Source organism: Streptomyces sp. NPDC015532 (assembly GCF_043078065.1).
Lineage (GTDB): Bacteria > Actinomycetota > Actinomycetes > Streptomycetales > Streptomycetaceae > Streptomyces.
Map to the genome: position 1 here is coordinate 1,051,978 of NZ_JBIBSY010000001.1, position 14,121 is coordinate 1,066,098.

Here is a 14,121-nt window from a genome sequence, read left to right on the forward strand (position 1 = left end):
CGCGGCCCCAGGGTGACGTGCCGGTCTGTGTACGAGCCGTCAAGCGCGGCCGTGCGGAGCTGTGAGTATAGATTCGATAGTGTCGAACACGATGCACAAGACCCTGATCGTGACGAACGATTTCCCGCCCCGCCCCGGTGGCATCCAGGCCTTCCTGCACAACATGGCGCTGCGCCTGGACCCCGGGCGGATCGTCGTCTACGCCTCGACCTGGAAGCGCGGCCACGAGGGCGCCGAGGCGACCGCCGCGTTCGACGCCGAGCAGCCCTTCACCGTCGTACGGGACCGTACGACCATGCTGCTTCCGACGCCGGGCGCCACCCGGCGGGCGGTCGGCCTGCTGCGTGAACACGGCTGTACGTCGGTGTGGTTCGGGGCGGCGGCACCGCTCGGCCTGATGGCGCCGGCCCTGCGCCGAGCGGGCGCGACCCGCCTCGTGGCGACCACGCACGGCCACGAGGCCGGCTGGGCCCAGCTCCCGGCCGCCCGCACGCTGCTGCGCCGGATCGGCGAGTCCACCGACACGATCACCTACCTCGGGGAGTACACCCGCTCGCGGATCGCCTCCGCGCTGACCCCCGAGGCGGCCGCGCGCATGGTGCGGCTGCCGCCCGGAGTCGACGAGCGGACCTTCCACCCCGGCTCGGGCGGCGACGAGGTCCGGGCCCGCCTCGGCCTCACCGACCGGCCGGTCGTCGTCTGCGTCTCCCGTCTGGTCCCGCGCAAGGGCCAGGACACCCTCATCCTCGCGATGCCGCGGATCCTGGCCAAGGAGCCGGACGCGGTGCTGCTGATCGTCGGGGGCGGCCCGTACGAGAAGGAGCTGCGCAGGCTCGCGCACGAGACCGGGGTCGCGGGCTCGGTCCGGTTCACCGGGGCGGTGCCCTGGTCGGAACTGCCCGCCCACTACGGGGCCGGGGACGTGTTCGCGATGCCGTGCCGGACGCGCAGGGGCGGACTCGACGTCGAGGGGCTCGGCATCGTCTACCTGGAGGCGTCGGCGACGGGCCTTCCGGTGGTGGCCGGCGACTCGGGGGGCGCGCCCGACGCCGTGCTCGACGGCGAGACGGGCTGGGTCGTCCGCGGCGGCTCCGCCGAGGAGACGGCCGACCGCGTCGTCACCCTGCTCGGCGACCCCGAACTCCGCCGCCGCATGGGCGAACGCGGCCGGGCCTGGGTCGAGGAGAACTGGCGCTGGGACCTCCTCGCGGAACGCCTGCGAGAGCTGCTCTAGCCGTACCAGGTGCACCCACGGGGCCCCACTCGCCGCCCCGCCGGCGCCCGCGGTCCGCCCCTCCGGCTCCGCCCACGGCCGCCAGTTGCCGCCCGCCGGCGTCTGCGGCTCGCCCCTCCGGCTTCGCCCGCAGCGCCGCCGGGTTCCCGCGCCTGCGGCCGGCACCTCCGGCTTCGCCCGCGGGGCTGCCGCTTGCCGGCCGCCGGCGCCCGCGGGCCGTCTTCGCCCGGGCGCGCAGTTCCCCGCGCCCCTGAGCGCCCTGGCAGGCGCCCGCCAGGGCGCTCAGGGGCGCGAGGAACTGCGCGAGCAACCACGACGCACGTCCCGCCCGGGAACGACCCGCACCGCCTACGGCGGCCCTCGGCGGCTCCCGGCGGCCCCCGGAACACCTGCACCGGCACGGAAAACGGCTCGGCCCCCTCCAGTGGAGGGGGCCGAGCCGTGGTTCCCGGCCGGGGCAGTACCCGGTCGCTGGGGCATCAGCCCCGATAAAGTGCCTCGATCTCGTTCGCGTAGTCCTTCGCCACCACGTTCCGCTTCAGCTTCAAGGACGGCGTCAGGTGCCCCGACTCCTCGGTGAACTGGTGGGCGAGGATACGGAACTTGCGGACCGACTCGGCCTTGGACACCGCGGCGTTGCCGTCGTCGATCGCGTCCTGGATGGCGGCGACCAGGTCCGCGTCCTCGCGCAGCGAGACGGCGGTGGAGCCGGCCGGCTTCCCGTGCTCCGTGGCCCAGCGGGCCAGGAACTCCTCGTCGACCGTGACCAGCGCGCCGACGAAGGGCCGCCCGTCACCGACGACCATGCACTCCGCGACCAGCGCGTGGGCACGGATACGGTCCTCTATCACGGCCGGAGCGACGTTCTTGCCGCCCGCCGTGACGATGATCTCCTTCTTGCGGCCGGTGATGCGGAGGTAGCCGTCCTCATCGAGGGTGCCGATGTCACCGGTGTGGAACCAGCCGTCGGCGAGAGCCTCGGCCGTGGCGGCCTCGTTGTTCCAGTACCCCTGGAACAGGTGCTCGCCGTGCAGCAGCACCTCGCCGTCGTCGGCGATACGGATCACGGAGCCGGGCAGCGGCTGGCCGACCGTGCCGATCTTCGTACGGTCCCAAGGGTTGAAGGCCGTGGCCGCACACGACTCGGTGAGGCCGTAGCCCTCCAGGACCGTGAAGCCGATACCGCGGAAGAAGTGGCCGAGCCGCTCGCCCAGCGGGGCACCGCCCGAGATCGCGTACTCGCCGCGACCGCCGAGCACCGCGCGCAGTTTGCTGTAGACGAGCTTGTCGAACGTCTTGTACTTGATCTTCAGACCGAGGGACGGCCCCGAGGGGGTGTCCAGCGCGCGGCTGTACGCGATCGCCGTGTCCGCGGCCTTGTCGAAGATCTTGCCCTTGCCGTCCGCCTGGGCCTTGGCGCGCGCCGAGTTGTAGACCTTCTCGAAGACGCGCGGCACACCGAGGATCAGCGTCGGCCGGAACGAGGCGAGCTCGTCGGTGAGGTTCTTGATGTCCGGGACGCAGCCCAGCTTGATCGGCGCCATCATCGGCGCGACCTGCACGAGCCGCCCGAAGACGTGCGCGAGCGGGAGGAACAGCAGGACCGAGCACTCGCCGGTGCGGAACAGCGGGCGCAGCCGCTCCACGATGTTGCCGCACTCCGCGAAGAAGGCGCGGTGGGTCAGGACACAGCCCTTGGGGCGGCCCGTGGTCCCGGAGGTGTAGACGATGGTCGCCGGGTCGTCCGCCTTGGCGGACGAGCTGCGCTCCTCGACGGTGGCGTCACTGACGTCCGCGCCCAGGCGCCCCAGCTCCTCGACGCCGCCGGCCTCGATCTGCCAGACGTGTTCGAGGGCGGGCAGCCGGTCCCGTACGGACTCGACGGTGGCCGCGTGCGCGGGCAGTTCCACGATGCAGGCGGTGGCACCGGAGTCGCCGAGGATCCACTGCACCTGCTCGGCGGAGCTGGTCTCGTACACCGGCACGGTGATGGCGCCGGCGCTCCAGATCGCGAAGTCGAGCAGCGTCCACTCGTAGCGGGTACGGGACATCAGGCCGACCCGGTCACCGGGCCGCACGCCCGAGGCGATCAGACCCTTGGCCGCGGTCAGCACCTCGGCGAGGAAGGTGGTGGCGCTGACGTCCGTCCAGGTGCCGCCCACCTTGCGGGCGATCACGGCTACGTCGGGATGCTGCGCGGCGTTTCTGCGGACGATGTCGGTGAGATTTCCGTCCGCAGGGACCTCGTACAAAGCCGGAAGGCTGAACTCGCGCAAGACTGCTGCTCCTCATAGGGCGCCGACGCCACGACTCTGTGTGATGCGACGGTGCGGTCCAAGGCTCGGGCAAGTACTCAAGAGATCATTTGTTGAAATCCCGAGTACGACTGGACTGCCCGGACGTTACCCGCCGGTATGGGGTCTTCGACAGGGGGTCCCCGCGAGATGTTCCATGCGTCACACGTGGTGGCGTTCCTGCGCGCACAGTAGTCCACGCCCTTCCGCGCATGCCAGTAATCGCAGGTCCGGCCGCCCCTGTTCACGTTTGCCGCACCGGCCTACGCTTGATCGTCATGGCATCCACACCGGTCGTCCGTCCCAGGACGCGTATTCACGTGGTCAGTGACGTGCACGGCAACGCCCGCGACCTGGCACGGGCCGGCGAGGGCGCCGACGCTCTGATCTGCCTCGGTGACCTGGTCCTCTTCCTCGACTACGCCGACCACGCGCGTGGCATCTTCCCGGACCTCTTCGGCGTGGAGAACGCCGACCGCATCGTCGAGCTGCGCACCGCCCGCCGCTTCGAGGAGGCGCGCGCGTTCGGTGCCCGGCTGTGGGCCGGCATCGGCACCGACCGGGCCGCGGCGATCGAGAAGGCGGTGCGCAAGCAGTACGCCGAGATGTTCGCCGCGTTCCCGGAACCGACGTACGCGACCTACGGCAATGTCGATATGCCGACCCTGTGGTCGGAGTACGCCGGTCCGGGCACCACCGTCCTCGACGGCGAGCGGGTCGAGATCGGCGGCCGCGTCTTCGGTTTCGTCGGAGGGGGACTGCGGACACCGATGCGGACGCCGTACGAGATCAGCGACGAGGAGTACGCGGCCAAGATCGAGGCGGTCGGCGAGGTCGACGTGCTGTGCACGCACATTCCGCCGGAGGTGCCGGAACTCGTGTACGACACCGTGGCGCGCCGCTTCGAGCGCGGCTCCCGCGCGCTGCTGGACGCGATCCGGCGCACGCGCCCCCGCTACGCGCTGTTCGGCCACGTCCACCAGCCCCTCGTCCGCCGGATGCGTGTGGGGGCGACGGAATGCGTCAATGTGGGGCACTTCGCGGGGTCGGGCCGCCCCTGGGTGCTGGAGTGGTGACGCCGCGACGGTTCCGAGGGCCGGGCGGGGTGAGGCGCCCGCGGTCGTGCGCGGTAGCCTTCACGCTGCACACACGTGCGCACCGACCTCCCTCACCGGACCGCATCTGGAGGAGCCACCGCGATGGCGGAACACACCAGTTCGAGCATCACGATCGAGGCGGTACCGGCTGACGTCATGGCGGTGATCGCCGACTTCGCCCGGTACCCGGACTGGACGGGTGAGGTGAAGGAGGCGGAGGTCCTCAAGTCGGACGAGCTCGGCCGCGCCGAACAGGTCCGGCTCGTCATGGACGCCGGCGCCATCAAGGACGACCAGACCCTCGGTTACACCTGGACCGGGGAGAACGAGGTCTCCTGGACCCTGGTGAAGTCCCAGATGCTCCGCTCGCTCGACGGCTCGTACATCCTCAAGGCCGCGGGCAAGGGCGCCACCGAGGTCACCTACCGGCTGACCGTCGACGTCAAGATCCCGATGCTCGGCATGATCAAGCGCAAGGCCGAGAAGGTCATCATCGACCGCGCTCTGGCCGGCCTGAAGAAGCGCGTCGAGGAAACGGTCTAGTCCCCCTGGGGACACGCCTTCACGTCCCGCCCGGGCCGCACCCTCGCCCCCCGCGACCTTCCTTCGCCCCCTCCGCCCCACCCCTGCCCGTCCCACCCCTGCCCCTCCCACCCCTGGGGCTCCACCCCTGGGGCTCCACCCCGGACCCCGCTCCTCAAACGCCGGAGGGGCTGGATTCTCCCGGCCGGGGCTGTGACCGTCTGGATCGCGCACCCGCGGCCGGGAGCGCGCCGGAGGGGCCGTGCCGGTACATCGATGCCCGTCGCCACCGACGGCCACGCCTCATCCAACGGCGACGGGCTGATGCACCGGCACGGCCCCGACCCACCCACCTGCCGGACCCGGAAACCGCCGAGGCCACCACACCGGTAGCGTTCACCCCCATGCGCACCATCCTGATCACCGGCCAAGGCGGCACAGGCCGTACCACCGTCGCCGCGGCCACCGCGCTGAAGGCGGCGAGGCAAGGCACCCGCACCCTGGTGCTCACCGCCGACCGCACCGACACCCTCGGCGCCGTCCTCGGCGTCCCCACCGGCCCCGACCCCGTGGAAGCCGCCCCCGGCCTCACAGCCTGGCGCCCCGACGCCGCCGCCCGCTTCCGCGACGACCTCACCGCCTTCCAGCGGCGCGCCACCACCGCCCTCGACCTCCTCGGCGCCTCACGCCTGGACGCGGAGGAAGTCACCCCGCTCCCCGGCGCCGAGGAACTCGCCCTGCTGCGCGCCCTGCGCGACGCCGCGCTGTCGGAGGCGTACGGCCTGCTCGTCGTGGACCTGCCCCCGGCCCCCCAGGCCCTCTCCCTCCTCGCCCTGCCCGAGGAGCTCCGCCGCTACCTGCGCCGCCTGCTCCCGCCGGAGCGCCAGGCGGCCCGGGCCCTGCGCCCGGTCCTCGGACGGCTCGCGGGCGTGCCCATGCCCGCCGAGTGGCTGTACGAGACCGCGGGGCGCTGGGACATCGAGCTGGCCGCCGTGCAGGGCGTGGTCGAGGACCGCGCCACGACCGTACGACTGGTCGCCGAGCCGGGACCCGCCGGCGCCGACGCCGTCCGCACCACCGCCACCGCGCTCGCCCTGCGCGGACTGCCCGTCGACGGACTCGTCGCCAACCGGGTGCTGCCCGGTGCCACCAACGACGCCTGGCTGGGAGCCCTCGCGGCCCAGCAGCGCAAGGCCCTGGACGAGTGGCGGGAGACGTACACGGTCCACGAGGTCCCGCACCGCGGCCACGACCCGCGCGGCACCGACGACCTCGCCGCGCTTCCCGTGCCCGGCGTCAACACCGCGCCCACCCCTGTCGAGTGGCCCGTCACCGACCGGCTCGCCGACGACGGCGTTCTCGTGTGGCACATCCCGCTGCCCGGCGCGATACGCGACGAACTCGACCTCATCCGGCGCGGCGACGAACTCGTCGTCACCGTCGGCCAGTTCCGCAGGATCGTCCCGCTCCCGTCGGCGCTGCGCCGCTGCACGGTGGCCGGAGCCGCGCTGCGCGAGGGCGAGCTGCGCGTCCGTTTCACGCCGGATCCCGGGCTGTGGCCACGCGAGAAGTGACGTACCGCCGAGAATCGGCCGTGCCCGATCCGGGGTGCCCGGCACGGTGAACGAGGTACCCCCGTTCGGGTAACGTCGAGAGCAAGGAAAACGTAGGCAGGAGTCCCGCCATGAGCGAAGAGCGCCCCCCGTCCGACGCCGCTCAGGAGGAGACGGCCGACGAGGTGCGCGTCGAGGACGCGCACGCCACGGACGCCGACGCCTGGGCGAAGGCCTGCGCGGAGGACCTCGCCGCCGAGCAGGCCCGCCGTCGCGCCCAGCACGGCCCGCCGCCCGGCTCGGCCGCCGAGGAACTGCGCAAACTCGTCGACGCCGTCGCCGACAAGCTCTCCGGGCTCCAGTCGCCGCTGTTCGGCGCGGTCGCCTCCGGCACCGCCCAGCAGATGGTCAGCCAGGTCGTGCAGCAGGCCAAGGCCGCCGTGGAACCGGTGCTGGAGCGCAACCCCGAGGTCTTCGACCACCTGGCGGCCGCGGGCTCGGAACTGCTCGCCGCCTACCGCTCGGCCGTCGAGAACCAGGAGCGCCGCTGGACCGCTCGGGGCACGGATTCGCGCGACGACGAGTCCGGTCCGGGCGAACACATCGACCTGGACTAATCGCCCCTCGGGTACGGTTGGCCGTAGCGGGGCTCGACCGAAACTGAGGGATTCATGGGACTCACCATCGGCGTCGATATCGGCGGCACGAAGATCGCGGCCGGTGTGGTCGACGAGGAAGGCAATATCCTCTCGACGCACAAGGTGCCGACCCCCACCACGCCGCAGGCCATCGTGGACGCCATCGCCTCGGCCGTGGAGGGCGCGCGCGCCGGTCACGACATCGTGGGTGTCGGCATCGGTGCCGCCGGATATGTGAACCGCCAGCGCTCGACGGTCTACTTCGCGCCGAACATCGACTGGCGCAACGAACCGCTCAAGGCAGAGGTCGAGCGGCGTGTGGGCCTCCCGGTCGTCGTGGAGAACGACGCCAACGCGGCGGCCTGGGGCGAGTACAAGTTCGGGGCGGGCAAGGGCCACCGCAACGTCATCTGCATCACCCTGGGCACGGGCCTCGGCGGCGGCATCATCATCGGCAACAAGCTGCGCCGCGGCCACTTCGGCGTGGCCGCCGAGTTCGGCCACATCCGGATGGTGCCGGACGGACTGCTGTGCGGCTGCGGCTCGCAGGGCTGCTGGGAGCAGTACGCCTCCGGGCGCGCCCTCGTCCGCTACGCCAAGCAGCGCGCCAACGCGACCCCGGAGGCGGCGGAGGTCCTCCTGGGCCTCGGTGACGGCACCCCCGACGGCATCGAGGGCAAGCACATCTCCATGGCCGCCCGGCAGGGCGACCACGTCGCGGTCGACTCCTACCGTGAGCTGGCCCGCTGGGCCGGCGCGGGTCTGGCCGACCTCGCCTCGCTCTTCGACCCGTCCGCCTTCATCGTCGGAGGCGGCCTCTCGGACGAGGGTGAGCTGGTTCTCGACCCGATCCGTAAGTCGTACAAGCGCTGGCTGGTCGGCGGCAACTGGCGCCCGGTCGCCGATGTGATCGCCGCCCAGCTGGGCAACAAGGCGGGTCTCGTCGGAGCGGCGGACCTGGCCCGGGAGCCCGACCCGATCATGTAGGTCCCGCACCTCCCGCACGGCAGCGCCCGCCGCACCCGCACAGGACGGCGGGCGCCGCCGTGTCCGCCGGATCGTCCGTCCCGGCGCCCGTCTCACCCGATCGAGGGGTTCCGCGGCGGGTCAGGAGCACCGCTGCACCGGCTCGGCGCCCCCCGCGGGCGAGCCATGTGGTTCTTCGGCCCTTCCGGCGGGCTCCCGGCGCGTATCTTGATCGCCATGCCGACCAGCTCCTCCGCCAGTCCGCTGCCCGCGTCCCGCACCGAATCCGACGGTTCGGCCGTCATCCGCGTGCTCAGCTACAACATCCGCTCGATGCGCGACGACACCACCGCGCTCGCCCGGGTGATCAGCGCCTGCGCACCCGACCTCGTGCTGGTCCAGGAGGCGCCCCGCTTCTTCCGCTGGCGCAAGAAGCTCGCGCGTCTCGCCGCCGCCTCCGGACTCGTCACCCTGTCCGGAGGCGCCACCGCCTCCGGCCCCGCGCTGCTGTGCACCCTGCGGGCCACCGTGGAGCGCACCGAGGACGTCCTGCTCCCGCTCACCCCGGGCCTGCACCGGCGGGGCTTCGCCACGGCGGTCGTACGGTTCGGCGGAGCCCGGCTCGGCGTGCTGAGCTGCCATCTGTCGCTCCAGAGGGACGAGCGCTACGACCAGAGCGGCCTGCTCCTCGACCGTCTCGCCGGCCTCGGCACCCCGCACGCCGTCGCGGGCGGCGACCTCAACGAACGCCCGGCGGGACCGGCGTTCCGCCGTCTGGCGGGCGCGCTCCAGGACGGCTGGGCGACCCGTCCCTGGGGCGGGGAGCACACCTGGACGTTCGCGGGCCCCGACCGGCGCATCGACGCCGTCTTCGCCACGCCCGGCATCGAGGTCCTCGGCTGCGGGGTCCCGCTCGGCCTGCCCGGCGTGAGCGAGGACGACCTGAGGGCGGCCACGGACCATCTGCCCGTACTGGCCGCCCTCAGAGTGCCCGCGTCCTGAGGGCGGCCCGGACCGCCCTCGTCCTGGGGACGGACCGGAACCTCCCGCCGCACCCGGGCGGAGCCGTGCTCAGACGACCGCGCCGCGCCCCGGGTCGTCGTGGTCCTCGTCGTCGTCCTTCATGCGCGTCACCAGGGTCGCGAAGCCCCCGAGGAAACCGCCGATGCCGAGGGTGGTGAGCCACCAGGTCATGTCCCAGCCGAACAGGACGGCCAGCAGCAGCAGGGCGGGGCCGCCGAGCACGCCGAGCCAGGCGAACTTGGCGGTCACGTCCGCGGCGGGCAGCGGAGGCGGCTCGGGCGGGACGAAGTGACCCTCGTCGTCCTCGTCGAAGTCGTCCTCGGACGCTTCGGGCGCGCGGTGGTCCCGCGGGCCGCCGACACCGGGCGCGAAGGCGACCGAGCTGCCGAGCGGCTTGACGACGGAGGGCAGGTCGCTGGGGGAGGGCAGGTCGCCGGCGGCGGCCTCCGGCTCGGCCCCGGCTCCCGGAGCCGGGGTGTCGTCGCCCCGGCCGTCCCCGGTGCCTGCGGCGTTGCCGCCACCGGTCCCGGAGTCGGTGTCGGGCCCGGGCTCGGGGAGCGCCAGGTCCTCGATCGACCGGAACGGCCGTGAGCCGGGCGGGTCCGGCGGCTCCTCGCCGTATCCCGCGACGATCGACTTCCAGGCGGCTTCCTCGTCGAAGGGCACGCTCTGCTCGTCGCCGGAGGACTCCCCGCGGGCGTCACCGGGCGACTCCTCGGGCCGGTCCCCGGCGGACTCGGTGAGCGCGTCACCGAGGCCCTCGCCGCGAGCCCCGTCGAGCGGCTCTCCGACGGGTACGCCCTTCTCCTCCGGATCGCCGCGGTCCGCGTCGTGCTCAGCCACCGGCTGCCGTCCCTTCCTGTGAGCCCACCCGACCGGCGTCGGCCTCCTTGCCGGCACCGGGCGCGAGCCGGGTGACGAAGGAGTGGCTCTCCTCGAAGATCCGGTCCGCGTCGTGGTCCAACGTCGCGACGTGGTAGCTCTGTTCCAGCACGATCTCCGTCACGTCCGTGGAGGACACCCGGCCGAGGACGCGGGCCGAGTCGGCGGGGGAGACCACATGGTCCTGGAGGCTGTGCAGCAGCAGGAGCGGCTGGGTGACCTGGGGCAGCTCAGCGTCCACGACCCCGCACAGCAGGCGCATCGAATGCGCGGCGTGCAGCGGCACCCGGCCGTAGCCGATCTCCTCGGAACCCTCCTTCGCGATGTCGCTCGCGATGCCCTTCGTCGAGGGAACCAGGTGCCGCAGGACCGGCAGGAGACGGGCGGCGGCACCGTGCACCTTGTTCAGCGGGTTGACGACCACGATGCCGTCGATGTCGTCGCCGTGCCGTGCCGCGAGCCGCAGGGCCAGCGCGCCGCCCATCGACAGACCGAAGACGAAGACCCGCGAGCACCGCTCGCGCAGCGCGCGCAGTTCGCGGTCGACCTCCGCGTACCAGTCCTGCCAGCCGGTGACCTGCATGTCCTCCCAGCGGGTGCCGTGTCCCGGAAGCAGGGGCAGCGCGACGGTCAGACCGCGGTCCGCGAGGTACTCCGCCCAGGGGCGCAGCGACTGCGGGGACCCGGTGAAACCGTGGCAGAGAAGGACGCCGACCTCTCCGCCTTCGTGGCGGAACGGCTCGGCTCCAGGAAGGACCGGCACCTCGGTCTCCTGTTCATGAGTTGGGGCGGAAAACGACTCCGGGTGTGCTTCACCGTACGCGACCGTACTGACACCGACCAGGGTCGTCGGGTCCTTTGACGGTGCTCCGGGTTAAGGTCTGATCCACGACACAGGAGGCACGCGGGTGATCTACGGCGCTATGAAGTTTTCCATCGGAGGGCCGCTGAAGCTCGCCTTCAGACCCTGGGTGGAAGGCCTCGAGAACATCCCCGCCGAGGGCCCGGCCATTCTGGCGAGCAATCATCTGTCGTTCTCGGACTCGTTCTTCCTGCCGGCGGTCCTCGAACGCAAGGTGACCTTCATCGCGAAGGCCGAGTACTTCACGACCCCGGGCATCAAGGGGCGGATGACGGCCGCCTTCTTCAAGGGTGTCGGCCAGCTCCCGGTGGACCGCTCGGGCGGGCGCGGCGCGGGCGAGGCGGCCATCAAGAGCGGCATAGACGTCATCGAGCGCGGTGAGCTGTTCGGCATCTACCCGGAGGGCACGCGTTCGCCCGACGGCCGCCTCTACCGCGGCAAGCCCGGCGGTCTCGCGCGGGTGGCCCTCGCCACCGGCGCGCCCGTCATCCCGGTGGCGATGATCGACACCGAGAAGATCCAGCCTCCGGGCAAGCTCATGCCCAAGCTGATGCGTCCGGGCATCCGCATCGGCAAGCCGCTGGACTTCAGCCGCTACAGCGGCATGGAGCACGACCGGTTCGTGCTCCGCGCGGTGACCGACGAGGTCATGTACGAAATCATGAAGCTGTCGGGCCAGGAGTACGTCGACATGTACGCGACGGCCGCCAAGCGGCAGATCGCGGACGCGGCGAAGGCCGAGAAGGACGCCGAGAAGGCGGCCCGGGCGGCACTGGCCCAGGCCGAGAAGCAGGCGGCCAGGGAACTGGCCGAGAAGCAGGCGGAAGACGAGGCGCAGGTCGGCGCGCAGGCGGAAGCGCAGACCGTGAAGCAGGCCGAAGCACAGGCCGAGGCGCAGCCCGAGAAGCAGGCCGAGGCACAGCCCGGGGCACAGGCCGAGGATCGGGCCGGGGAACAAGGCGGGGAACCGGCCGGTCCGTCGGCCGGTGCGGGGGGCGAGGGGGAAGCCGAACCGGCCGACAGGCAACGGTCCGGCTCCCAGGAGCGTCCGTAGGGACGTCGGCAGTCGGGGGTGGGGGACATGGCCAGGCGCGAGAGAGTCATGAGGATGTCGGTCGAGCAGCCGCTGTGGCGTGCGCTGACCGGCTACCGGGTGCTGACCGTGCTGTACGCGATCGGGCTCTTCGCGACCGCGTACGACAAGTTCGCCCGCCCGTGGGTGGCCGTCGCGTTCTTCGCCTTCCTGCTCGTTTGGACGCTGGCCACGCTGCCCAGAGTCGCCGGCGCGGCCAACTGCACCAAGCGGTTCCTCGTCGCCGATCTCACCGTCGCGCTGGCCGGCATCCTGCTCACCCGTGTCGCCGACTCCGCCGCGCGCATCGACGCGGGCGGCCCGACCCTGCCGTCGATATGGACGGCGGGCGCCGTCCTGGCCTTCGCGATCAAGGGCGGCTGGCGGTGGGCGGCGTTCGCCTCCACGCTCGTCGCCGTGGCCAACCTCGTCGAGCGAGGTGCCCCGGCCCGGGACACCGTGCACAACGTGATCCTCGTCTGGGTCGCCTCCATCGCCATCGGCTACGTCGTCGAGGTGGCCCGCGCCTCCGAGCGCACCCTCGCCCGCGCCCTGGAGATCGAGGCGGCCACCCGCGAACGCGAGCGCCTCGCCCGGGACATCCACGACGGTGTGCTCCAGGTCCTCGCCATGGTGCAGCGGCGCGGCAGCGCGCTCGGCGGCGAGGCCGCGGAGCTCGGCCGGATGGCCGGCGAGCAGGAGGCCGCGCTGCGCACGCTGGTGTCGGGCGGCATGGTGCCCGTCTCCCGGGTGTCGGAGGACGCCGCGCTCGGCGCGCTGGTCCGCGCCGTCGACGAACCCGACGACACGGACCCCGAGGCTCCGCTCGACCTGCGCGCCCTGCTCGCCCCGTACGCCACCGCGCGCGTGACGCTCTCCGAGCCCGGCGCGCCGGTGCCGCTCGGCCCGCCCGCCGCGCGGGAGGTGGCCGCGGCCGTGGGCGCCGCCCTGGACAATGTCCGTCGGCACGTGGGCGAGGACGCCCGCGCCTGGATCCTGGTCGAGGACGAACCGGACGTCGTGATCGTGACGGTGCGCGACGAGGGCCCGGGCATCCCGGAGGGGCGCCTGGCCCAGGCCGAGGGCGAGGGGCGGCTCGGAGTGGCGCTGTCGATCCGCGGCAGGCTGCGCGAGCTGGGCGGGAAGGCGGAGCTGATCTCCGTCCCGGGACAGGGCACCGAGGTCGAGCTGAAGGTACCGAAGGAAGCGCGGGGGAAGGCGAAGACACGATGACGAAGGCGACGGTAGGACGATGACGGGCGGGACTGCGGCGCAGCCGCGGGCGGAGGAGAACCGCATCAGGGTCATGGTGGTGGACGACCACCCCATGTGGCGCGACGCCGTGGCCCGTGACCTGGCGGCCGCCGGGTTCGACGTGGTCGCGACCGCCGGCGACGGCGAACAGGCCGTGCGCCGCGCCCTGGCGGTGGCACCCGACGTGCTCGTCCTCGATCTGAACCTGCCCGCCAAGCCCGGCGTCCAGGTCTGCAAGGAGCTGGTCGGCGCCGATCCCTCCCCGCGCGTCCTGGTCCTGTCGGCCAGCGGCGAGCACGCCGACGTGCTGGAGGCGGTGAAGTCCGGCGCGACCGGCTACCTCCTGAAGTCGGCGTCCGCGGAGGAGCTGACCGAGGCGGTGCGCCGGACGGCCGCCGGAGACCCGGTGTTCACCCCTGGCCTCGCGGGACTGGTCCTCGGCGAGTACCGCCGGCTGGCCTCGGAACCCGTCACGGCCACGGGCGCCGACGAACCGCGGGCCCCGCAGCTGACCGACCGTGAGACCGAGGTGCTGCGCCTGGTCGCCAAGGGCCTGAGCTACAAGCAGATCGCCGAGCGGCTGGTCATCTCCCACCGCACGGTCCAGAACCATGTGCAGAACACCCTGGGCAAGCTCCAGTTGCACAACCGGGTCGAGCTGGTCCGCTACGCCATTGAGCGCGGGCTGGACGAGGCGTGACCGCCACAGATGCCGTCTTTCGGG

At 72.6% G+C, this 14,121-nt stretch carries 12 protein-coding genes and 1 pseudogene; 10 read left to right on the forward strand and 3 right to left on the reverse strand.

Features of this window, described 5'->3' with window-relative positions:
- Positions 1-91: 91 nt before the first annotated feature.
- On the forward strand, positions 92-1,234 hold the full coding sequence (locus ACF07B_RS04435) for a glycosyltransferase family 4 protein (protein WP_392177696.1): 1,143 nt from the start codon (positions 92-94) through the stop codon (positions 1,232-1,234).
- A gap of 479 nt (positions 1,235-1,713) precedes the next feature.
- Here ACF07B_RS04435 and ACF07B_RS04440 read toward each other — a convergent pair whose 3' ends face one another.
- Positions 1,714-3,510, reverse strand: a complete 1,797-nt coding sequence (locus tag ACF07B_RS04440; RefSeq protein WP_392177697.1) for an AMP-dependent synthetase/ligase — start codon at positions 3,508-3,510, stop codon at positions 1,714-1,716.
- A 338-nt stretch (positions 3,511-3,848) separates the two neighbouring features.
- Between ACF07B_RS04440 and ACF07B_RS04445 the strand changes: the two genes are divergently transcribed.
- From ACF07B_RS04445 to ACF07B_RS04470, 6 genes are all read left to right on the forward strand, one after another.
- Positions 3,849-4,604 carry a metallophosphoesterase gene (locus tag ACF07B_RS04445; protein ID WP_392177960.1) on the forward strand — a complete coding sequence of 252 codons (756 nt, stop codon included), beginning with the start codon at positions 3,849-3,851 and terminating at the stop codon, positions 4,602-4,604.
- A gap of 123 nt (positions 4,605-4,727) precedes the next feature.
- Complete coding sequence (locus ACF07B_RS04450; protein WP_362402018.1) at positions 4,728-5,168, forward strand: SRPBCC family protein; 441 nt, start codon at positions 4,728-4,730, stop codon at positions 5,166-5,168.
- Between the two features lie 383 nt (positions 5,169-5,551).
- Complete coding sequence (locus ACF07B_RS04455; protein ID WP_362402015.1) at positions 5,552-6,721, forward strand: ArsA-related P-loop ATPase; 1,170 nt, start codon at positions 5,552-5,554, stop codon at positions 6,719-6,721.
- Positions 6,722-6,831: 110 nt separating this feature from the next.
- Positions 6,832-7,317 carry a DUF5304 domain-containing protein gene (locus ACF07B_RS04460; protein WP_369483852.1) on the forward strand — a complete coding sequence of 162 codons (486 nt, stop codon included), beginning with the start codon at positions 6,832-6,834 and terminating at the stop codon, positions 7,315-7,317.
- Positions 7,318-7,371: 54 nt separating this feature from the next.
- On the forward strand, positions 7,372-8,325 hold the full coding sequence (locus ACF07B_RS04465) for an ROK family glucokinase (protein WP_037623263.1): 954 nt from the start codon (positions 7,372-7,374) through the stop codon (positions 8,323-8,325).
- A gap of 216 nt (positions 8,326-8,541) precedes the next feature.
- Positions 8,542-9,306 (forward strand): endonuclease/exonuclease/phosphatase family protein, encoded by a 765-nt coding sequence (locus ACF07B_RS04470; RefSeq protein ID WP_369483853.1) that lies wholly within the window; start codon positions 8,542-8,544, stop codon positions 9,304-9,306.
- Between the two features lie 69 nt (positions 9,307-9,375).
- Here the strand turns inward: ACF07B_RS04470 and ACF07B_RS04475 are convergent, their stop codons facing one another.
- Both ACF07B_RS04475 and ACF07B_RS04480 read right to left on the reverse strand, forming a co-directional pair.
- The gene (locus ACF07B_RS04475) at positions 9,376-9,993 is read right to left on the reverse strand and encodes a hypothetical protein (protein ID WP_392177961.1); all 618 of its coding nucleotides are present in this window, start codon (positions 9,991-9,993) and stop codon (positions 9,376-9,378) included.
- Between the two features lie 169 nt (positions 9,994-10,162).
- Positions 10,163-10,972 (reverse strand): alpha/beta hydrolase, encoded by an 810-nt coding sequence (locus tag ACF07B_RS04480; RefSeq protein WP_392177698.1) that lies wholly within the window; start codon positions 10,970-10,972, stop codon positions 10,163-10,165.
- Positions 10,973-11,132: 160 nt separating this feature from the next.
- On the opposite strand from ACF07B_RS04480, the pseudogene ACF07B_RS04485 reads away from it, so the two are divergent.
- The 3 genes and pseudogenes from ACF07B_RS04485 to ACF07B_RS04495 all read left to right on the forward strand — a co-directional run.
- Positions 11,133-11,918: pseudogene (locus ACF07B_RS04485) on the forward strand (lysophospholipid acyltransferase family protein); the annotation flags it as partial.
- Positions 11,919-12,152: 234 nt separating this feature from the next.
- Positions 12,153-13,376 carry a MacS family sensor histidine kinase gene (macS, locus tag ACF07B_RS04490; protein ID WP_392177699.1) on the forward strand — a complete coding sequence of 408 codons (1,224 nt, stop codon included), beginning with the start codon at positions 12,153-12,155 and terminating at the stop codon, positions 13,374-13,376.
- Positions 13,377-13,449: 73 nt separating this feature from the next.
- The gene (locus ACF07B_RS04495; protein WP_392177962.1) at positions 13,450-14,097 is read left to right on the forward strand and encodes a response regulator; all 648 of its coding nucleotides are present in this window, start codon (positions 13,450-13,452) and stop codon (positions 14,095-14,097) included.
- Positions 14,098-14,121: the final 24 nt, after the last annotated feature.

Coding starts and splice junctions, on each gene's coding strand:
- ACF07B_RS04450 (WP_362402018.1), top strand. CDS start 4,728: ATGGCGGAACACACCAGTTCGAGCATCACGATCGAGGCGGTACCGGCT.
- ACF07B_RS04465 (WP_037623263.1), top strand. CDS start 7,372: ATGGGACTCACCATCGGCGTCGATATCGGCGGCACGAAGATCGCGGCC.
- ACF07B_RS04455 (WP_362402015.1), top strand. CDS start 5,552: ATGCGCACCATCCTGATCACCGGCCAAGGCGGCACAGGCCGTACCACC.
- ACF07B_RS04460 (WP_369483852.1), top strand. CDS start 6,832: ATGAGCGAAGAGCGCCCCCCGTCCGACGCCGCTCAGGAGGAGACGGCC.
- ACF07B_RS04470 (WP_369483853.1), top strand. CDS start 8,542: ATGCCGACCAGCTCCTCCGCCAGTCCGCTGCCCGCGTCCCGCACCGAA.
- ACF07B_RS04435 (WP_392177696.1), top strand. CDS start 92: ATGCACAAGACCCTGATCGTGACGAACGATTTCCCGCCCCGCCCCGGT.
- ACF07B_RS04495 (WP_392177962.1), top strand. CDS start 13,450: ATGGTGGTGGACGACCACCCCATGTGGCGCGACGCCGTGGCCCGTGAC.
- macS (WP_392177699.1), top strand. CDS start 12,153: ATGGCCAGGCGCGAGAGAGTCATGAGGATGTCGGTCGAGCAGCCGCTG.